Raw genomic sequence first — 19791 nt, forward strand, 5'->3', positions numbered from 1 at the left:
ACGCTTACCATTTTTTAAAAATAACATAAACTGCCAGAAGTATCAGTCCAAAACCCAAGAAATGATTCCAGGCTAATTTTTCCGATTTCACCACGAAAATAAGAAATAGGGTGAATACCACTAAGGAAATGGCTTCTTGAATGGTTTTGAGTTCAAAAAAAGTAAAGGGGCCTCCATTCTCCTTAAAACCTAATCGGTTGGCAGGTACTTGCATCACATATTCAAAAAAGGCTAAGCCCCAGCTGAAGATGATGATACTCCAAATACCAGCATTTTTTAACCAAGAGCTATCTTTCCATTGTAAATGCCCATACCATGCCAAGGTCATAAACACATTGGATAGGATGAGTAAAACAAGGGTAAAAAGGCCTCTCATTTAGTTGAGTTTTTTGTATCGAATACGTTTAGGGACTAAATCATTACCTAAGCGTTTTTTTCTAGCTTCTTCGTATTCAGAATAGTTTCCTTCAAACCAAGTAACTTGAGAATCCCCCTCAAATGCTAAAATATGCGTAGCAATACGATCTAGGAACCATCTGTCGTGGGAAATAACTACCGCACAGCCAGCGAAGTTCTCTAGGCCTTCTTCCAATGCCCGTAAGGTATTAACATCCAAGTCGTTGGTAGGTTCATCCAACAATAATACATTGGCACCTTCTTTTAACATCATGGCTAAGTGAACACGGTTACGTTCTCCACCGGATAGGTTACCTATTTTTTTCTCTTGATCGGCCCCGTTAAAGTTAAATTTACTTACGTAAGCTCGGGCATTACTTTGTTTACCTCCCAACATCACCCAATCATTTCCATCTGAAATGGTTTCAAAAACGGATTTCTCTGCCTTTAATTGATGATGTTCTTGGTCCACATAAGCCAATTGAACAGTTTCACCAACTTCAAATGTCCCATTGTCCGGCTTAATTTGACCTGTAATGAGTTTAAATAATGTGGTTTTACCCGCACCATTGGGTCCAATGATACCTACAATTCCGGCTGGAGGAAGAGAGAAGGTAAGGTTTTCAAATAGTATTTTATCTCCGAAGGTTTTGGATACACCCTGTACCTCGATGACCTTGTTTCCTAATCTTGGTCCCGCTGGAATAAAGATTTCTAATTTATCTTCTTTCTGTTTGTTTTCTTCTGAGAGCAATTTTTCATAGGCCCCAATACGTGCTTTGGATTTGGCCTGACGAGCTTTTGGAGCCATTCTAACCCATTCCAACTCACGCTGTAGGGTTTTCTGGCGTCTGGATTCCGTCTTTTCTTCTTGGGCTAATCGATTTTGTTTTTGTTCTAACCAAGAAGAGTAATTTCCTTTCCAAGGGATTCCCTCTCCACGATCCAATTCTAAAATCCAACCAGCAACGTTATCTAAAAAATAACGATCGTGAGTAACTGCGATAACGGTTCCTTTGTATTGACGTAAATGCTCCTCTAACCACCATACTGATTCGGCATCTAAGTGGTTGGTTGGCTCATCCAATAATAAAACATCGGGTTCTTGAAGTAAAAGTCGACACAGAGCAACGCGTCTTTTTTCTCCACCAGATAATGTACTGATCAAAGCGTCTGAAGGTGGGCAACGTAGCGCATCCATGGCTTTTTCAAGGCGATTATCTAGTTCCCAAGCATTAAAATGATCAAGTTTTTCTTGTACCTCACCTTGACGTGCTAATAATTTGTCGAAATCTGCATCAGGATCTGCAAAGGCCTCATTAATCTGGTCAAATTCTTTAAGGAGGTTTTTGATTTCGGCTACACCTTCCTCTACTACCTCCAATACAGTTTTATTGGGATCCAATTGAGGTTCTTGTTCCAATAAGCCTACTGTGTAACCCGGAGAAAAAACCACTTCACCGGTGTATGATTTATCAATTCCTGCAATGATGCGTAACAAGGTAGATTTACCAGAACCATTGAGACCTAATACCCCAATTTTGGCGCCATAAAAAAATGACAGGTAAATATTTTTTAGAATAGTTTTCTGAGGTGGAATGGTCTTGGAGACCCTCTCCATGGAAAATATGATGGTTTCGTTGCTCATGCGGGAAATAAAAATTATTTAATGGACTGCAAATATCGGAAAAAGCTGTTAACAGTTTTCTGATTATTTTAACAAGTATATTTTTTTGCAAGATTATTCAGGTGAAATGTTTAGAGATTTATTAAAATTTAAATAAATTAGTGCCTTGTAATATTTAATTCAAACCACACTAAATTTTTGAGCCATAGCATTTGCTTGAAGCTCTCTCATATCAAGAACGATGGAAGCAACCACCTCCAATGAATTCGGATTTTGCCGAGACGGCAAAGTCTATATCAAAGCATTTCTAAACTTTCCTGAGCGTGAAATTGGTTTTGTTCGCAATACCGAACAAGAAGCTCTTCAGTATTTTGTTAATCGATTCGAATTAGCGAAGAAAAAAGTGGCTGATTTATCCAATGAGGTAAAGGAAGTACAAAACAAAGGTTCATTTCTGACCAAAGTAGTTCAAATGAAAGCCTATTTGGCTGATTTTGATGGTTTAGGGGATTTTAAACCTTTATTTGATGAATTAGATAAGATTGAAGAATATTTACGCTCTTTGATTCAACAGAATCAAGTGAAGAATCTGGAAATCAAGCGAGCCTTGATTGAAGATGCTAAAGTGGCCGCTCACGGAGATGATGTATTGGTGGCAACTGAACAGTTGGTAGAAATAAAATCGAAGTGGGTTAAAACAGGACCTGTTGACCGTCAATATCAAGACGAATTGAATGCTGCTTTTCAATCCATTATGGAGGCATTCTTCCTAAGAAGAAGGGTGTATTTTGAGGAAAAGAATCGAGTGATTGATGAGAAGATTGCTAAGTTGCAGGGCTTCATTGATAGTGTACATCAATTAAGAAAGGCTCCAGACATCGATGATTCTGTGGGCAAAGTGAAGGAGTTACAAAAAGAATGGAAAACCGTTTTAGGTTTACCTCCCAAAAAACAGTCTATGCTTTGGAAGAATTTCAAAAAAGCCAATGACATGTTTTTTGAAAAATATAACCGCATCAAGGGTATAGAAGTGAAACCAAGGATAGATCCAAGAGTTCAGGAGTTGATGGCGATGACGCAGGAACTAGAGTCTAAGCTAGGTGATCAGGTAAATATGCCAGCTATCGCTGAAAAGGCGAAGGCCTATTTAGTGAAATGGAAAGAGATTGCCGCACAGGTAAAGTCTCTGGATCGTAGTCTAGCGGAACGTTTTAGAACTATTTGTGATAAGATATTTGAGATGAATTACTTATTACGTGTAATATCCTATAGACATCCGGCTTTGAATGATAAGCCAAGAATTGAGCAACTGAAAATCATGATTAATCAGATGGATTACATGACTAAAAAGGAGCGCAGTGAATTGGAGAGCTTTATCGCTCAAGCGGAACAGGATCGTCAAATGGAAGAGAAGCCTGTTCAAAGTAAGATTAATACCCAAAAACGTAAAATCAGCATGAAGGAAATTCTTTTGGCTGGATTTAAGACGGAATTGGATCAATTATTGAACGCTTAAATTCATTTGTTTGGCCAAATCAGTTAAGTCTAGGCCATCGAATGTTCCGGACGACATCATTAAGAGGTTGGTATCCATCCAAGCATGTTGTAAAAGCCATGCTTTTAGGTCATTAGCCTCTCTGAGAATGGTCAAATTTGGGTGCTTGAAGTAGTTTTGTACTTGACCCTCATCTAATCGATCCATGCGTTTGATTTCTCTGGCATGCTCACTCAGGTAAACTACAGCTATGTCTGCGGAGTTTAAGCTATGAGCATATTGTGGCAAAAAGGCTGGATTTAAGCTACTGAAGGTATGCAATTCCAAACAAGCAATTAGTTTACTTTGAGGATATTGCTTTTTCAAGGCTTCCGTTGTAGCCATTACCTTGGATGGTGCATGTGCAAAATCTTTATATAACAAGCAATTGTCGGATTTGCCTACTAACTCCAGGCGCTTGGCTGCTCCTTTAAAACTTTGAATTGATTTATAGAAGTCGGTGTTGGAGACTCCCACTTGTTCACAAATTAATCGGGCCCCATTCAGATTCTTAAGGCTATGGTCCCCAAAAATTTGAATTTCATAATCTGTTCCATCTAAGCCTTTTAAAATGGTTTTCCCATTTTTGATATAAGAAGGATGAGCAGAATAGCCTGTTTTGTCGGTATGGTCCGGACAAGATTCACTCAATTGATTTAAGATTTCATCGGTTTCATCATATAGAAGGCTACCGGCTTTTGGCATAGACTGAATTAGCTCTTTAAAGGAGCTGGTATAAGATTCAAAGGTCGGGTAGACATTAATATGATCCCAAGCAATACCTGAAATAAGGGCAATATGGGGTTGATACAACAAAAATTTGGCTCTTCGATCTATGGGAGAAGCTAAATATTCATCTCCTTCGATGACAATGATAGGGGCATCTGAAAGGGAAGCCATCAATTCAAATCCTTCGATACGGGCACCAACTAAATAATCAAATTTTTTGTGTAGGTTTTTCAATACGTGCAAAACCATGGAGGTAATGCTGGTTTTTCCATGGCTACCTGCAATGACAATCCTTTGTTTATTTTTGCTGTGTTCGTACAAGAAAGATGGATAAGATTCTATACGAACGCCTAATTCTTGCGCTTTCAATAATTCTGGGTTATCAGACCGAGCATGCATGCCCACGATCACACAGTCCAAGTCTTTGGTAATTTTTTCAGGAAACCAACCGAATTTTTCAGGTAAAATACCCTGTTGGTCCAGTAGGCTCTTGGATGGTTCATAAATCTCATCGTCAGAACCAGAAATTTTATATCCTTGAAAATGAAGTGCTAGTGCTAGATTGTGCATGGCTGCACCACCGATCGCAATAAAATGAATTTTTGGCATGTAACATTGTATAGAATAGTTTGCAAAGTACATACTTTTATTGCAGTTTTGCACGTTTTTCCACAATTCGAGAGTACTCGTTTTTTAATTTGGTATAATCCATGAAAAATTACATCGATCTAATTGATCAAACCATTGAATTTCCCACTCGTGAGTTTAACATCAATGAGAACAATGAATTATTGTTTAACAATGTGCCTTTGATGGAGATTATCAAGCAATATGGAACACCCTTAAAATTATCCTATTTGCCCAAGATTGGTGAACATATAGATAATGCCAAATTATTGTTTAGAAATGCCATAAAGAAATATAATTATAAGGGAAATTATACTTACTGTTATTGCACCAAATCATCTCATTTTTCCTTTGTCTTGGATGAAGTAATTAAGCAGCATGTTCATCTAGAAACGAGTAGTGCTTTTGACATCCCGATTATTCGTGACATGTATAACCGTGGAAAAATCACCAAATCCACCTACATCTTATGCAATGGCTACAAGCAGCCATTGTATACGCAATATATCTCTGAGTTTATTAACGAAGGCTTCAATTGCATCCCTATTCTGGATAATTTGAAGGAAATTGATTTTTATGAGAAGTCGGTAACGGCGGATAAAGTTAATTTAGCCATTCGCATTGCAACGGACGAGGAGCCAGATTTTGCGTTTTATACCTCTCGTTTAGGAGTTCGATATTCAGATGTAAATTCTTTGTATTTGGAGAAAATCAAACCCAATCCTCGATTTAATCTGAAGATGTTACATTTTTTCATCAACACAGGAATTAAGGATAGTGCTTATTATTGGTCTGAGTTAAGTCGCTTCATTTATAAGTATTGTGAAATCAAAAAGATCTGTCCAGAATTGGACTCCATTGATTTGGGTGGAGGGTTGCCGATTCAGACGTCACTTCAGTTCAATTATGATTACCAGGCTATGGTAGATGAAATTGTAGAGTCTATTTCCTGGATTTGTAATAAAAATAATGTTCCAGTTCCTAACATTTTTACGGAGTTTGGTTCTTATTCTGTCGGGGAGAGTGGTGCTGTTTTGTATGAGATTATCGACCAAAAGTTGCAAAATGATAAAGAACTTTGGTATATGATTGATGGTTCCTTCATAACCCAGTTGCCAGACTCTTGGGGTATGAATCAAAAATATATTATGTTGCCAGTGAATAATTGGGGTTCTCCTTATCAAAAAGTGAATTTGGGGGGGCTAACTTGCGACTCCATGGATTTTTATAATACGGAGGCGCATAGTTCTGACTTATATTTACCTATTTTTGAGGAAGCTACTGAGCGACAGTACGTTGGTTTCTTTCATACTGGTGCGTATCAAGAGTCATTAGGAGGTTATGGGGGTATTCAACATTGTTTAATTCCGGCTCCTAAGCATGTGATAATTGATCGTTTGGAGGATGGAACCGTGACAACTCGTTTATTTTCTGAGGAGCAGAATAGTAGCTCTATGTTAAATATATTAGGTTACAATCAAGCTGCTGAGCTTGCCAATGATGAAGAATCAAAAAATGGTAAGGAGCTTGAGATTAAAGCAAAAACTAAATTAGTGTCTGTTTAAATCAAATTATATGAAAAAATTATTGGCCGTCGTGTTGCTTGCTACATTTGTTTGTGCAGCTTGTTCACAAAATACCAATTGTCCGGCTTACGGTACTACCCGTGCAGATGCACCCAAAGTGAAAAGAGGTTAATCCTCCCAGTTAAAACTTTTTGAAACGGCTTTTTTCCATTGTTTTTTCAAATGGCTGCGTCGACTTTCATCCATTTGGGAATTCCAACGGTGTTGAATAGCCCAGTTTTTCTTCAAATCGTCTAAATTTTCCCAATAGCCAACGGCTAATCCGGCGGCATAGGCGGCACCCAAAGCGGTGGTTTCTATGATTTTAGGGCAAATTACTTCTTGTCCCAAAATGTCCGATTGGAATTGCATCAATAATTGGTTGACCACCATGCCTCCATCTACTCGTAAGGAAGAAATGGAAATACCAGCATCTTTTTCCATAGCCTCCAGGACTTCCCATGTTTGGAAAGCCGTAGCCTCCAAAGCAGCACGAGCAATATGACTTTTATTGACATAACTGGTTAATCCAACCAATACACCACGGGCATCTTGTTTCCAATATGGGGCATACAATCCTGAGAAGGCAGGTACGAAGTAGCAACCGCCATTGTCGTCCACTTCCTTCGCTAAACGCTCAATGTCTGGACTTTGCTGAATGATGCCTAAATTATCTCTTAGCCATTGTACCAGGGAACCAGCAATAGCCACCGAGCCTTCTAAGGCGTAATGAACGGGTTCATTTCCTAACTGATAGGCTACCGTAGTTAACAATCCAAATTGAGAAGGAATAGCTTGTTTACCTGTGTTCATTAAAAGAAAACAACCTGTTCCATAGGTGTTTTTACCTTGGCCTGGATCAAAACAAGTTTGTCCTACTAAGGCAGCTTGTTGGTCTCCTAATATTCCAGCTAAAGGGACACCTTCCAAAACTCCCTTTGACTTACCATATACAGCTGAGCTGGCTTTGATTTCTGGAAGCATCGATTTAGGGATTTGAAGAACCTGGAGGATCTCATCATCCCAAGTGCAGCTGGACAAGTCCATTAATTGGGTTCTACTAGCATTGGTTACATCGGTGATATGAATACCACCCTCAGTACCACCCGTTAATTGCCAAGAAATATAAGTGTCCATAGTGCCAAAAAGGGCTTCACCTCGCAAAGCATCTTCTCTTAAACCAGGCACGTTCTGAAGTAGCCAGCGTAATTTTAAACCACTAAAATAAGTAGCTAATGGTAATCCGGTTTTGGCTCGAAAACGGTCCATTCCTCCATCTTTAGCCAATTCAGCTAGTTCAGATCCCACCCGGGTATCTTGCCAAACCAAGGCATTATAATAAGGTTTCCCCGTTTTTTTATTCCATATAACCGTGGTTTCTCTTTGATTGGTTATCCCCACAGCAGCGATATCCCCGGCAGATAATCCTGCTTTACCTAATGCCAGACCTATCACCTCCTGAACATTTTGCCAGATCTCTTCTACATTATGTTCTACCCAACCTGCTTGAGGATAAATTTGTTCATGTTCCTTCTGGCCCATGGAGATTATTTCGCCCGCTTTATTGAATATAATAAATCTAGAACTGGTTGTTCCTTGGTCAATGGATCCGATATACATAAGTTTATTGATTTAATGTCAGTAAATATGCGCCAATCAAGGCACCCGTTGCTGGACCAATTACAGGAATCCAAGCATATTCCCAATCGCTTTTACCTTTGTTGGGAATAGGTAAAATGAAGTGCATAATTCTTGGGCCTAAATCCCTAGCTGGATTTACGGCATAACCAGTAGTTCCACCTAGTGCTAGACCTACTGCCCAAACTAAAATACCCACAATGAATGGCCCTAGGCCATGTTCTATGCTAGAAAATGTACCTAATGCAACGATGATTAAGGCAGAGGCAAAGGCCTCAGAAATAAAATTAAACGGCCAATTTTTGATGGCTGGATCAGTACAAAAAGAAGCCTTAATAGCTCCAGGGTCTTCAGTAATTTGATAATGAGGATGGTAATGAATCCAAACTAATAATTGGCCGATCATGGCGCCGATTAATTGTCCTCCCACATAGGTAGGGAATAGAGTCCAATCACCTGACTTAGCACATCCTGCTATGGTTACGATGGGATTTAGATGAGCGCCTGGACTACCAAAATAAGTGGAAACAAAAACACCAATGGTAACGGCAAAAGCCCAAGCTGCAGCAATTGCCAGTAAACCAGTTTGATGTCCTTTGGTATCTTTTAACAATACGTTAGCCACCACACCGTTTCCTAAATAAATCAAACAGGCTGTTCCTGCTAATTCGCCGATAAAAATAGAACTCATTCTTTCAAATTTAAGTATCTTCAAAAATAGAAAATTTATCGAGAAAAATAGGCTTTTTTTTAGGAGGTATATTTTTATTTCTCGAATTTAATTTTAGCCATAATGTCCATTTATTGCGGGCTAAAATTTATCTTTGATTTATATTTTATAATTTCAATGGATATGCGTGAAGACTATTTGAAGGGCGATTCGGAGTCATTACCTCAACAAGACAAGGAGATAGATAAGGCATTACGTCCGTTGAGTTTCTCCGATTTCACGGGTCAAGGAAAGATAGTTGAAAATCTAAAGATATTTGTTGGAGCAGCTAAGGCCCGTGAGGAGGCATTGGATCATGTTTTATTGCACGGCCCTCCAGGTTTAGGTAAAACGACGCTTTCGCACATCATTGCCAATGAGTTGGGATCTACTTTGAAGATCTCTTCTGGTCCGGTATTGGATAAACCTTCTGATTTAGCAGGTTTATTAACAAATCTACAGCCATTTGATGTTTTATTTATTGATGAAATACATCGCTTAAATCCCATTGTGGAAGAATATTTATATTCTGCGATGGAGGATTATAAGATTGATATCATGTTGGATTCAGGTCCTAATGCTCGAAGTATTCAGATAGGATTGAATCCTTTTACTTTAATTGGAGCAACCACCCGAGCGGGATTATTAACTTCCCCATTACGAGCTCGGTTTGGTATAAATGCACGTTTGGAATATTACGATGCTCAGTTGTTATCTAGTATTGTCAAAAGGTCTGCTAATATTTTAAACATGCCCATTGATGAAACAGGAGCATTTGAGATAGCCAGAAGGAGCCGAGGCACACCACGTATAGCGAATAATTTGTTGAGGAGAACTAGGGACTTTGCTCAAATCAAAGGAACTGGAAATATAGATATGGAGATAGCTAAATTTGCACTTGAGGCCTTAGATGTGGATATGAACGGTTTGGATGAAATGGATAACCGCATTTTATTAACAATTATAGAAAAGTTCAAAGGAGGGCCTGTGGGATTAACAACTATTGCCACAGCATGTGGTGAGGAGGCCGAAACCATAGAAGAAGTGTATGAGCCTTTTTTAATTCAGGAGGGCTTTTTGAAACGTACTTCAAGAGGAAGAGAAGCTACCGAAAAGGCATATCGACATGTGGGGCTTGAACCTAGATCGCAGATGGGGACCTTATTTTAATTTTTTTTACTTAACGCTGTCAAGGTTTAAAACCTTGACAGCGTTGGATAAAGCTCCGTAATTTTTTTAAAACTCTCAATCAGTTTTATGGTAATTGACAGACTAAATCAAGTGATTGATTTAATTTGAAGTTTATCTATTTCTTGATGATCTTGGGAGTTGAAAATAGCTAGATTTGAGTAACGCTGTCAAGGTTTTAAACCTTGACAGCGTTGGAAATTTCGAATTTTTAACTTAGGCGGATTGAATATTAGTCTATTTTCACTCGGATGGTGGATCCGTCATTTCCTTGACTAACCAGTACGAAATAAACCCCCGAACCGGCTTTCTTTAGATCAATCTGACCCAAATAGCGACCTTGAAATTCTTTAACAATTTCATCAGCAATTTGTTTTCCATTTACGTCAAACACCCTAATATAAACTGTACCTTTCTCTGGCGCATTGAAACGAATATTAAGTTTTCCATTAAATGGGCTATTCGGATTTGCAAATAAGCCTTTGATGTTTTTGGAGCCTTGGCCTCCCGCAAAATGCTGATCCAAAAATGGGAATCCATCCTCTTGAATTCTTCTCAATTCTTTCATACCTGGGCCATTTTCATCCAAATCAAATTTGAAGTTTTTGCCATCTGGCATTTGTTCTACATGTATTTCCATGTCCTCTGGGCCATGTCTGAAAATTCGAATTTGCTTATCATCCATATCTCCTCTGAGCTTTCTCATTCGTTTTTCTATGCGTGCCATCTTATCCCTTTCCATAGTCGGGACAGATCCCATCGGGTTCATTCTCAATCGGTCACCACCTCTTTTTCTGATGTCCATGGTGATGATTTTAGTTTTTCCCTCTGACTTACTTATCTCCTTGTTCAGCGAGTCATTTAATTGCTTAATCCCAGCTTCTGCTAAGTCAGGATTCGCAAAGGTTCTCTCAATGGTTTTCTGTTTCCCGTTTTCTTCCACTACAATTTTAATAGTGGACTCTGATTTTTGCACTTCTTGTGCCATAGCGAGACTTCCCATAGTACCCAGTAGGGCAGATAAAACAATTGTTTTCATAATTTTGAAATTTTGTGACAGCACAAACTTAGATAAAGCATTCAATAATTGATTGTTAAAGAATGTTAAGTAGTATTAAGGAAGGAAATTGGACGAATAATTCATGTAATTTTGTCCCTACAATTGTTTGAAAAGATATGTCTCAAAAGAAAATTCGACTCATTATTGGCTTGATGACCTTAGCTCTGATAGGCTTAATATCTTTCCAATCCTATTGGTTAGGTTTTATGTTAGAAACCAAAAAAGAGCAATTGGCAGCTGATATTCGGGATGGTATGGAGAAAGTGGTTAGGAAGCTCGAGAAGCAGGAGCTATACGTCCTATCTCAAAAACAAAGAGAATATGAAAATCAGCAAAAAGAAATAGCCGCTTTGGAGAAGAAATTGGCTACGAAGGATCTTCCTACTCCGCCTAAAACTCCTCAATTAAAAGATGTACCAACACCTCCTCATGATCCTTTAGAATTACTTACAGAGGATATAGCACATGAATTTAAGTTTAATCAATCAGAACTTCAAGCTCTTAAGAAATTTCAGCAAAATGAAATGCCAAATGATATTTTATATGTTAGGAAGTCATTCATGTTGCCCAACGGACAAATTGCCGAGGTCACAGAGGAGTACCAAATCAATGCTGATTTAAAAGGCATCAACCGTAGATTAAGAGAAGAAAAGCAATTGAACGAGATGATGGGTGTAGTGAGGCCACGTGTTTTACAAGAGTTAAATCGTTTAAAAGAAAGTAATCGTCTGAAGGCCAGAGAGGCCAAGCGTTTGAGTGAATTGAATCGTATACGCCCCAAGCTTTTGGCGCAATTACATAAGGAAGATCAACAAAAAACGCAGAAAATTAATGACCTGACTATTAATGCTGAAAAGTTGAAAGAGGAGAAAGCAGAATTAAAAAAGGTACTGAAAAAGACAGAAATGGCTAAGGAGGTTTTTGCAGATTTCCTTTTCAAAGAAAGACCCATTACACAGCGTGTTTCGACAAAACATATAGATAGTTTAATCAAGCAAGAATTAGCTGCCAAAGGTATATCCATGCCTTATGTTTTTGGTATTGGACCTAAAGAGTCTCAGGAAAATAAAAATTGGGTATATACCTCTGCAGGTCTTATGAAAACGCCCAGAGCCAGAGCTGCTTCTTTTTCTACTGCTTTATTTCCTAATGATTTAAGACCTAGTGGTCAATATTTGCAAATATATTTCCCTAGCCAAGAAGCTATGGTTTGGAAGGCGATGAGTCTAAGTTTTTTAGGTTCAGCCTTACTTTTGTTAACTATGTTAGGTTGTTTTTACATTGCTGTTACTACAATTCTAAAACAAAAAAAATTGGCTGAGATAAAGAATGACTTTATCAACAACATGACGCATGAGTTTAAAACTCCAATTTCCACCATTTCTTTGGCAGCCCAATTGATTCAGGAGGAATCTAATGGCATTAATAATGAATCTATCAATCGTTATGTAGGTATTATCAAAGAAGAGAATATTAGATTAGGCAGGCAAGTGGAGCGAGTATTACAAACCGCTCAAATGGAAAAAGAAAACATCGTTCTGAAAAAGAAAGAGGTTAATATGCATACTTTAATCCAGCAAGTGGTCGAAATGAATGGGCCATTGATCCAGTCACAAGGTGGCAACTTACACGTACTATTAGATGCCGCTCAATGCATCATTGAAGTGGACGAAGTTCATATCTCTAATGTACTATTTAATTTATTGGATAATGCTATCAAATACAGCAAAGAGAAGCCAGAAATTACCATTAGTACAAATTCCACTGGCAACTCCTTCAGCGTCCATATTTCTGATCAAGGTATTGGAATGGCGAAGGAAGTTTTAGCTTCTGTGTTTGAACCCTTTTATCGAGTGCCTACTGGTAATGTACATAATGTGAAAGGCTTTGGTCTAGGACTTAGCTACGTTAAGAAGATTGTGGAGGCACATGGCGGCACGGTTAATGTGTCCAGTTTACTTCAAATTGGGAGTACTTTCGAAATCAATTTACCTTTCAACCCTACCGAATAGTTTGATCTGATTATGGAAAATACAAATCATCCATCCATCTTATTGGCTGAAGACGATCCTAACTTAGGACTATTACTTTCAGAATTTTTAAAGAAAAAGGGCTACCAAGTCCAGTGGGCTCAAAATGGAGATGAGGCTTTGGACTTATTTGTCAAGGAATCATTTGATTTATGCTTATTGGATGTCATGATGCCTAAGAAAGATGGTTTCTCTTTGGCCAAAGATATTCGGGCGACACACTTAGACGTGCCCATCATTTTTTTGACGGCCAAATCCATGGAAGAGGATACCTTACAGGGCTTTAAAGTGGGAGCAGATGATTACTTGACGAAACCATTTTCCATGGATGTATTGGTGGCAAGAATCGAGGCTGTCTTGCGTAGAACCCATTCGGGTAAATCTGTTCCTAGCTTAGCCGAAGAGCTAAAATTGGGGGATTTTGTATATTATCCGAATAAAATGAAATTGATTTTGGGAGATAACGAACAAAAGTTTACTCCCAAGGAAAATGATTTGATGAAACTGCTCTGTGAAAATTTAGGAAGGCCAGTAAGTCGGAGTTATGCCCTAAAACTCATTTGGGGAGATGATACTTATTTCAATGCTAGAAGCATGGATGTCTATATGACTAAATTGCGAAAAATGTTAAAAGAAGACCCCCGCGTGCAGTTAATTAACCTGCACGGTGAGGGTTTTCGATTAAGTGTTGAAGGTCTTAGTTGATGTACTCAAATCCACAATAAGGAACTAGCACATGCGGGATTTTAATTCCTTTAGGTCCTTGGTTGTTTTCTAGAATAGCTGCCACGATACGTGGTAGAGCCAAGGCAGAACCATTTAGCGTATGACAAAGTATGGATTTTCCATCGATCTTCGTTCTTAATTTTAAACGGTTCGCCTGGAAAGTTTCAAAATTTGAAACAGAACTTACTTCTAACCATCGTCCTTGGGCAGCTGACCAAACCTCCATATCATACGTTAAGGCAGAAGCAAAACCCATGTCACCACCGCAAAGTCGCAATACGCGATATGGAAGTTCCAACTTTTGCAATAATCCTTGAACATGCAGAGACATCTCTTCCAAAGCTTGATATGATGTTTCAGGTTTGTGAATTTGTACAATCTCAATTTTGTCAAATTGATGCAATCGATTTAATCCGCGTACATGTGCCCCCCAAGAACCTGCTTCACGACGGAAGCAAGGGGTATGACCTACGTTTTTGATCGGCAATTCTTTCTCGTTGACAATTACGTCTCGGTACAAATTGGTAATTGGAACTTCGGCTGTAGGAATTAAGTACAATCCTTCCTCCTTGGTTACATACATTTGTCCCTCTTTGTCTGGAAGTTGACCTGTACCAAAACCAGAATCTTCATTAATTAATATGGGTGGCTGAATTTCATAATAGCCTGCCTGAATGGCTTCGTCTAAAAAGAAGTTAATTAAGGCCCTTTGTAAACGAGCACCTTTCCCTTTATACACTGGAAAACCTGCTCCCGTTATTTTATTACCTAAATCAAAATCGATGATGTCGTATTTTTTGATTAAATCCCAGTGCGCCTGTGCATTTTCTCCTAAATCTGGGATTGTCCCCCAGCTTAAAACTACCTCATTATCCTCCGCTGTTTTGCCTTCAGGTACAGAACTGTGAGGAAGATTAGGCAAGGTTACCAATAGGTCATATACCTCCTGCTCGGCAATTTTGGCGGCCTCTCCTAATTCCTTGATACTTGCTTTTAAATTAGCTGTTTCAGCTTTTTTGGATTCAGCTAAATCCACTTGACCATTCTTCATAAAAGCTCCAATCTCCTTAGCGGCAGCATTGGATTTCTCTAAAGCTTGTTCTGCTTGTTGTAATAAAGCTTTACGTTTGTCATCCAATGAAATCAGTTTTTCTACAGCTTTTTCTGCATCAAAAAAGCGTTTTTTCTTCAAACCTTGAATGGATTGTTCGGTATTGGCACGAATAAAAGCTAAGGTTAGCATAAGATCAGTTTTAGAAGAATAAACCTTCGTTTAGGGCATTTAATGATTCATTTTTATGTTTCGCATCAACTAACAATGAAATATTGTGTTCAGATGCACCATAAGAAATCATACGAATTGGAATGTTTTTCATGGCATTTAATACCTTGATGGCAATGCCTTCCTTGTCTGCCCAAAAATTACCCACTATACAGATAATGACTTGGTTCTTATCAGGATCTTCCAATTCGGCAAATTCACGTAACTCCGACATAATGGAATCTAAATGAGTAGTTTGGTCAATGGTAACCGAAACTGACACCTCTGATGTAGTGATCATGTCAACAGGAGTCTTATATTTTTCGAAAACCTCAAATACTCTTTTCAAGAAACCGTAGGCATTCAACATGCGAGTTGAATGAATATAAATGGCAGTAATATTGTCTTTGGCAGCAATTGCCTTAATTTCAACATCCGTAGATTTTTCTGAAATCAAGGTACCGTAGGCACTTGGCTCCATCGTATTTTTTAGTCGAACCGGCACTCCTTTTAACTTAGCAGGAGTAATGGTACTCGGATGCAAGATCTTTGCCCCAAAGTAGGCTAGCTCAGCTGCTTCTGCAAAAGATAATTCACGGATAGGAAAGGTGTTCTTAACAATACGTGGGTCATTGTTATGCATTCCATCAATATCCGTCCAAATTTGAACTTCTTCTGCTGAAATGGCTCCACCAATCAAGGAAGCCGTATAATCTGAACCACCACGTTTTAAGTTATCGACTTCTGCCTGAGGATTTCGACAAATAAATCCTTGAGTGATATAAATTTGCTTGTTGGGTTCTTTGGCCAAAATAGCCTTTAATTTCTCTTCAATGACAGATAAAACGGGTTCATTGTCTTCGTCAATGACCATAAAGTCTAAGGCAGGTAACAACAAGGAGTTGACTCCTTCTTCTTGTAAATAGGCTTCAAATATCTGGGTAGATAAAAGTTCTCCCAAGGCAACCATTTCTTTTTCTTGCTTTGTTCCGAATCCTTGGGTAGCGATTAATGTATCAATAAATGCAAACTCTTGATCTACGATGGACTTACCTTTTGCTAAGCCTTCTGCTGTTTGGTATAATTCAGACAAAAAGATATCATAATGCTCACGTAATGCTTTCGCTTTATCTTTTGCTTCAGCAATTTGGCCAGCCAATATAGATTCTGAGATTGATAATAAGGAATTGGTGCTTCCTGAAAGAGCGGATAAAACAACGATCTTGGCTTTTCCATCTTCGGTAATCAGTTGACGGATCGACTTCATTCTTTCTGGTTTTCCAACGGAGGTACCTCCAAATTTCCAAACTTGCATATGGGTTTAAATTATGGGTTTAAATAGCTAGCATTTTAATCGCAGTTATGGCCGCTTCATCGCCTTTGTTACCATGTTTTCCTCCCGCACGGTCCATTGCCTGCTCTTGGGAATTGGGAGTAAGTACACCGAAGATGACAGGTTTATCATATTTTAGGCTAACATCGGTAATTCCTTTGGCAACGGCATCGCAGATAAAATCAAAATGACGAGTTTCTCCTTGAATCACACAACCTAAGCAAATAACCGCATCAATTTCAGGCTTTTGGGCTTGTTTTTGTGCACCTAAACTTAATTCAAAACTTCCTGGAACCTGTACCCGATGGATGTTTTCTTTTCGGGCACCATATATCAATAAGGTATTTATACAGCCTTGGTATAGCGCTTCGGTAACTTCTGTATTCCACTCAGATACCACCACTGCGAACTGCTTGTTCTGAATTTGCGGTAGGCAATCCGTTGAAAACTCACTTAAATTTTTATGTTGAGATGACATCTTGTTTGGATTAAAACAATAAGGGATAAAAGCTGATGCCCTTATCCCTTACTGATATAACATGTTATCTAATTATTCAGAGATAGAGCTTTCTAATTGAGCTTTGTACTTTTTAGCAGGAACCGACTCAGCAGATTCTGGGAATTTCTCTGTGATATCCGTGTAGGTTGCCAAAGCTTCTTTACCCTGTTTGTTAGCTTCATAGGCTGTAGCTAATTTTAATAAATAGGTAGGAGTAAAGAACTTGTTAGGCTTATAATCAGCCGCTTTTTTATAGTAATCAATAGCCTCAGCATATGATTTTTTCTCTACATAGGCATCTCCAATCAAAGAATAAGCTCTAGCTTGAACCAATAAATCTGAGCTACTAAAATTCTTTAATTTTTCAATCGACTGATCAAATTTACCTTGCTTAAGCAAAGCAATACCTTGGTATAAATCGGCTAAGTTTTGTGTGTTTCCACCAAACTCATCTGAGATTTTGTTGAATTCCTTGGTAGCTTTAGATAAAGAGTCAGCTTCGAAAGCATAAACTGCTTTAAATAATTTTTTCTCACCCTCCTCATCTTGGGTTTGTGTATACCATTTATATCCCAATGTACCTACGACCACCGCTATAATGACAGCTCCTAATCCTAAAACTGTAGTTTTGTTACTTTCAAAAAAGCCAGTAACCTTGGTTAGTTCTTGCTGTAGCGCCTCTGGGCTTTCAATAATTTCAATTGATTCTTTAGTTTCTTTCTTTGCCATAATACATCCTTATTGTAAGAGTCTACTTGTATTTAACTAATTTTTATGGGGTAGACTCATCAAAGGTTTGCAAAATTATAAAATCTCTTTCATTTATATCAATATTAATAGAATCTTTTCGGTTTTATTTTCCTTAATCTTTAGTAAATTCGTCGGATTCTGCATTTCCCAAGTATAAATTTAATTCATGGCATTTTCCCGTTTAGATCAATTTCAAAAAATTAAAGCAAATGAGGCAAAATATGACATTTGTATCATAGGAGGAGGGGCCACTGGAGCAGGTGTGGCATTGGATGCCGTGTTAAGAGGTTACAAGGTATTGTTGATTGAAAAAGGGGACTTCGCAGGTCAAACATCTTCTAAATCAACCAAGTTGGTCCACGGTGGGGTTCGATATTTGGAACAGGCAGTAAGAAATTTGGATTGGCAACAGTTCAAAATGGTATACAAGGCCTTGCATGAAAGAAAAGTCATGCTTCAGAATGCGCCCTATTTAGCGCACCCTTTGGCCTTATTAACTCCTTGTTATTCTTGGTGGGATCGTGTCTATTATGGGGTAGGTATGTGGCTTTACGACCGAATTTCTGGTGTGACGAATTTAAAGTCGAGCCAAGGATTAGGTAAAAAGCAGATGGAGCAGTTAGTTCCTAACTTGCAAGTGAAGTCTATGTCAGGGGGAATTTTGTACTATGATGGTCAACTTAATGATGCTCGTTATGCTTTAGCCATTTTGCAATCTGCCGAGAAAGAGGGGGCTGCTATTTTAAACTACTGTGAGTTAAGTCATTTTACGCTTAGTCCTAAGAGTTTGAAAATCAAAAGAATACATTTTAAGGATTTAGTTGCTGGTGAGGAATATGAGGTAGATTGCAAAGTTGTGATTAATGCCACGGGGCCTTTTACGGATCATATTAGGCAATTGGCCAATTTGAAATTGAAACCGCGCATGAAAGTGTCACGAGGAGCACATATCGTTTTGCCGAAGTCATTTTGGCCAGGCGAAACAGCCTTATTAATCCCTAAAACCGATGATGGGCGTGTTGTATTTGTTATTCCATGGCGAGAATATATTCTGGTAGGTACTACGGATGAGCCAGATGAACTGACAGAAAATCCTCCTATTAAAGAGGAGGAGGAGGATTATTTGTTGGATTATTTCAATCGATTCGCTCTTCAAAAGGCTAGTAAATCAGACATTTGCTCAGGTTTCGTTGGGCAAAGACCCCTATTACAAGTGGGCTTATCGGATGCTATGCAATCAGATACCAAGTCATTGGTGAGAGATCATGAGGTAGAAGTAGATCAAAGGAGTAAATTGGTGAGTATCATGGGGGGGAAATGGACGACCTACCGAGTGATGGCAGAAGATACAATGGATGTGGTGGAGGAAGAGGTTTTACATCGTAAAAGGCAGCCTTGTCGGACAAAGGATTATGCTCTATTTGGGGCTGAGCCAGTAGATGAGTTGAAGTGGCAACAGCGAATTTTGGACTTACAGGTAGGCCAAGAAAGTGCCCGGCATTTAAGAGAAATTTACGGTTCACACGCCTGGGATGTTTTGGCATATTGTGAATCATCAACAGGAGGTCTTGACCTCATCCATAGTTCATTACCATATTTACAAGGAGAGTTGAATTATTTAAAAAACTTTGAAATGGTGGAGTGTTGGGAGGATATTTTATACCGTCGGTGGGGAATTAGTTTGCGAGATCAGGCTAAGGGACAATTGATAAAGGATATAAAAAAAGAGGCTTTCGCCTCCTTTATTTAATATTCATCTTCATTAAAGAAGAAATCGTCTTTGGTTGGGTAATCAGGCCAAATCTCTTCAATGCTTTCAAATGGTTGACCATCATCTTCTAACTCTTGTAAGTTTTCAACTACTTCTAAAGGAGATCCTGTACGAATAGCGTAGTCAATTAATTCATCTTTTGAAGCAGGCCATGGTGCATCTTCTAAATAGGAGGCAAGTTCTAGTGTCCAGTACATATGTTTAATTTTAATTCTTAAAGATTCAAATTCTCCTTTAACTCTTACAGATTCTTAAGAATCAAAGATTTATCGGACTGCAAAAGTATAATAAAAAAATATTTATGAAAGATTTATTTTTTAAATTTTATATAAATAAAAGTAATCCTAA

Annotated in this window: 18 protein-coding genes; 7 read left to right on the plus strand and 11 right to left on the minus strand. The window is 38.5% G+C overall.

Annotated elements, in window-relative coordinates:
- Positions 1–4: 4 nt before the first annotated feature.
- On the minus strand, positions 5–376 hold the full coding sequence (locus tag ESB04_RS05310; RefSeq protein WP_129026692.1) for a DMT family protein: 372 nt from the start codon (positions 374–376) through the stop codon (positions 5–7).
- Positions 377–2044: an energy-dependent translational throttle protein EttA gene (gene ettA, locus ESB04_RS05315; protein ID WP_129026693.1), complete on the minus strand. Its 1668-nt coding sequence runs from the start codon at positions 2042–2044 to the stop codon at positions 377–379.
- 220 nt (positions 2045–2264) lie between these two features.
- Between ettA and ESB04_RS05320 the strand changes: the two genes are divergently transcribed.
- Positions 2265–3539, plus strand: coding sequence for a DUF349 domain-containing protein (locus ESB04_RS05320; protein ID WP_129026694.1), 1275 nt, complete (start codon positions 2265–2267; stop codon positions 3537–3539).
- Here ESB04_RS05320 and ESB04_RS05325 read toward each other — a convergent pair.
- A complete protein-coding gene (locus ESB04_RS05325; RefSeq protein ID WP_129026695.1) occupies positions 3525–4895 on the minus strand; it encodes a UDP-N-acetylmuramate--L-alanine ligase in 1371 nt (456 codons plus the stop codon). The genes ESB04_RS05320 and ESB04_RS05325 overlap by 15 nt on opposite strands.
- Before the next feature lie 101 nt (positions 4896–4996).
- Here ESB04_RS05325 and ESB04_RS05330 point away from each other — a divergent pair, with 101 nt between their 5' ends.
- Both ESB04_RS05330 and ESB04_RS12645 read left to right on the plus strand, forming a co-directional pair.
- Positions 4997–6478: a type III PLP-dependent enzyme domain-containing protein gene (locus ESB04_RS05330; RefSeq protein ID WP_129026696.1), complete on the plus strand. Its 1482-nt coding sequence runs from the start codon at positions 4997–4999 to the stop codon at positions 6476–6478.
- 10 nt (positions 6479–6488) lie between these two features.
- A complete protein-coding gene (locus tag ESB04_RS12645) occupies positions 6489–6611 on the plus strand; it encodes a hypothetical protein (protein ID WP_262707678.1) in 123 nt (40 codons plus the stop codon).
- Here ESB04_RS12645 and glpK read toward each other — a convergent pair.
- A complete protein-coding gene (gene glpK, locus ESB04_RS05335) occupies positions 6608–8098 on the minus strand; it encodes a glycerol kinase GlpK (protein ID WP_129026697.1) in 1491 nt (496 codons plus the stop codon). The two genes, ESB04_RS12645 and glpK, sit on opposite strands and share 4 nt — an antisense overlap.
- Before the next feature lie 4 nt (positions 8099–8102).
- Complete coding sequence (locus ESB04_RS05340; protein ID WP_129026698.1) at positions 8103–8807, minus strand: MIP/aquaporin family protein; 705 nt, start codon at positions 8805–8807, stop codon at positions 8103–8105.
- A 162-nt stretch (positions 8808–8969) separates the two neighbouring features.
- On the opposite strand from ESB04_RS05340, the gene ruvB reads away from it, so the two are divergent.
- On the plus strand, positions 8970–9995 hold the full coding sequence (gene ruvB / locus ESB04_RS05345) for a Holliday junction branch migration DNA helicase RuvB (protein WP_129026699.1): 1026 nt from the start codon (positions 8970–8972) through the stop codon (positions 9993–9995).
- A gap of 250 nt (positions 9996–10245) precedes the next feature.
- On the opposite strand, the gene ESB04_RS05350 is transcribed toward ruvB, so the two are convergent.
- On the minus strand, positions 10246–11052 hold the full coding sequence (locus tag ESB04_RS05350) for a T9SS type A sorting domain-containing protein (protein ID WP_129026700.1): 807 nt from the start codon (positions 11050–11052) through the stop codon (positions 10246–10248).
- 137 nt (positions 11053–11189) lie between these two features.
- Here ESB04_RS05350 and ESB04_RS05355 point away from each other — a divergent pair, with 137 nt between their 5' ends.
- Together ESB04_RS05355 and ESB04_RS05360 are read left to right on the plus strand one after the other, a co-directional pair.
- Entirely contained in the window at positions 11190–13085 is a 1896-nt protein-coding gene (locus ESB04_RS05355; RefSeq protein ID WP_129026701.1) for an ATP-binding protein, read from the plus strand.
- Positions 13086–13097: 12 nt separating this feature from the next.
- A complete protein-coding gene (locus ESB04_RS05360; protein WP_129026702.1) occupies positions 13098–13808 on the plus strand; it encodes a response regulator transcription factor in 711 nt (236 codons plus the stop codon).
- Here the strand turns inward: ESB04_RS05360 and serS are convergent.
- From serS to ESB04_RS05380, 4 genes are all read right to left on the minus strand, one after another.
- Positions 13801–15072: a serine--tRNA ligase gene (gene serS, locus ESB04_RS05365; RefSeq protein WP_129026703.1), complete on the minus strand. Its 1272-nt coding sequence runs from the start codon at positions 15070–15072 to the stop codon at positions 13801–13803. The two genes, ESB04_RS05360 and serS, sit on opposite strands and share 8 nt — an antisense overlap.
- A 10-nt stretch (positions 15073–15082) precedes the next feature.
- Positions 15083–16405, minus strand: a complete 1323-nt coding sequence (locus tag ESB04_RS05370; protein ID WP_129026704.1) for an aspartate kinase — start codon at positions 16403–16405, stop codon at positions 15083–15085.
- Positions 16406–16424: 19 nt separating this feature from the next.
- Positions 16425–16901 (minus strand): 6,7-dimethyl-8-ribityllumazine synthase, encoded by a 477-nt coding sequence (ribH, locus tag ESB04_RS05375; protein WP_129026705.1) that lies wholly within the window; start codon positions 16899–16901, stop codon positions 16425–16427.
- A gap of 72 nt (positions 16902–16973) precedes the next feature.
- Positions 16974–17651 carry a tetratricopeptide repeat protein gene (locus ESB04_RS05380; RefSeq protein ID WP_129026706.1) on the minus strand — a complete coding sequence of 226 codons (678 nt, stop codon included), beginning with the start codon at positions 17649–17651 and terminating at the stop codon, positions 16974–16976.
- A gap of 187 nt (positions 17652–17838) precedes the next feature.
- Between ESB04_RS05380 and ESB04_RS05385 the strand changes: the two genes are divergently transcribed.
- Positions 17839–19422 (plus strand): glycerol-3-phosphate dehydrogenase/oxidase, encoded by a 1584-nt coding sequence (locus tag ESB04_RS05385; protein ID WP_129026707.1) that lies wholly within the window; start codon positions 17839–17841, stop codon positions 19420–19422.
- On the opposite strand, the gene ESB04_RS05390 is transcribed toward ESB04_RS05385, so the two are convergent.
- Complete coding sequence (locus ESB04_RS05390) at positions 19419–19640, minus strand: DUF2795 domain-containing protein (protein ID WP_109324052.1); 222 nt, start codon at positions 19638–19640, stop codon at positions 19419–19421. The genes ESB04_RS05385 and ESB04_RS05390 overlap by 4 nt on opposite strands.
- Positions 19641–19791: the final 151 nt, after the last annotated feature.

It is taken from the genome of Aquirufa rosea (assembly GCF_004118285.1).
Taxonomy (GTDB): Bacteria; Bacteroidota; Bacteroidia; order Cytophagales; family Spirosomataceae; genus Aquirufa; species Aquirufa rosea.

Bases quoted from the DNA above. Each gene is read 5' to 3' on its own strand.
- ESB04_RS05310 (WP_129026692.1), bottom strand. From the start codon at position 376: ATGAGAGGCCTTTTTACCCTTGTTTTACTCATCCTATCCAATGTGTTT.
- ettA (WP_129026693.1), bottom strand. From the start codon at position 2,044: ATGAGCAACGAAACCATCATATTTTCCATGGAGAGGGTCTCCAAGACC.
- ESB04_RS05320 (WP_129026694.1), top strand. From the start codon at position 2,265: ATGGAAGCAACCACCTCCAATGAATTCGGATTTTGCCGAGACGGCAAA.
- ESB04_RS05325 (WP_129026695.1), bottom strand. From the start codon at position 4,895: ATGCCAAAAATTCATTTTATTGCGATCGGTGGTGCAGCCATGCACAAT.
- ESB04_RS05330 (WP_129026696.1), top strand. From the start codon at position 4,997: ATGAAAAATTACATCGATCTAATTGATCAAACCATTGAATTTCCCACT.
- ESB04_RS12645 (WP_262707678.1), top strand. From the start codon at position 6,489: ATGAAAAAATTATTGGCCGTCGTGTTGCTTGCTACATTTGTTTGTGCA.
- glpK (WP_129026697.1), bottom strand. From the start codon at position 8,098: ATGTATATCGGATCCATTGACCAAGGAACAACCAGTTCTAGATTTATT.
- ESB04_RS05340 (WP_129026698.1), bottom strand. From the start codon at position 8,807: ATGAGTTCTATTTTTATCGGCGAATTAGCAGGAACAGCCTGTTTGATT.
- ruvB (WP_129026699.1), top strand. From the start codon at position 8,970: ATGCGTGAAGACTATTTGAAGGGCGATTCGGAGTCATTACCTCAACAA.
- ESB04_RS05350 (WP_129026700.1), bottom strand. From the start codon at position 11,052: ATGAAAACAATTGTTTTATCTGCCCTACTGGGTACTATGGGAAGTCTC.
- ESB04_RS05355 (WP_129026701.1), top strand. From the start codon at position 11,190: ATGTCTCAAAAGAAAATTCGACTCATTATTGGCTTGATGACCTTAGCT.
- ESB04_RS05360 (WP_129026702.1), top strand. From the start codon at position 13,098: ATGGAAAATACAAATCATCCATCCATCTTATTGGCTGAAGACGATCCT.
- serS (WP_129026703.1), bottom strand. From the start codon at position 15,072: ATGCTAACCTTAGCTTTTATTCGTGCCAATACCGAACAATCCATTCAA.
- ESB04_RS05370 (WP_129026704.1), bottom strand. From the start codon at position 16,405: ATGCAAGTTTGGAAATTTGGAGGTACCTCCGTTGGAAAACCAGAAAGA.
- ribH (WP_129026705.1), bottom strand. From the start codon at position 16,901: ATGTCATCTCAACATAAAAATTTAAGTGAGTTTTCAACGGATTGCCTA.
- ESB04_RS05380 (WP_129026706.1), bottom strand. From the start codon at position 17,651: ATGGCAAAGAAAGAAACTAAAGAATCAATTGAAATTATTGAAAGCCCA.
- ESB04_RS05385 (WP_129026707.1), top strand. From the start codon at position 17,839: ATGGCATTTTCCCGTTTAGATCAATTTCAAAAAATTAAAGCAAATGAG.
- ESB04_RS05390 (WP_109324052.1), bottom strand. From the start codon at position 19,640: ATGTACTGGACACTAGAACTTGCCTCCTATTTAGAAGATGCACCATGG.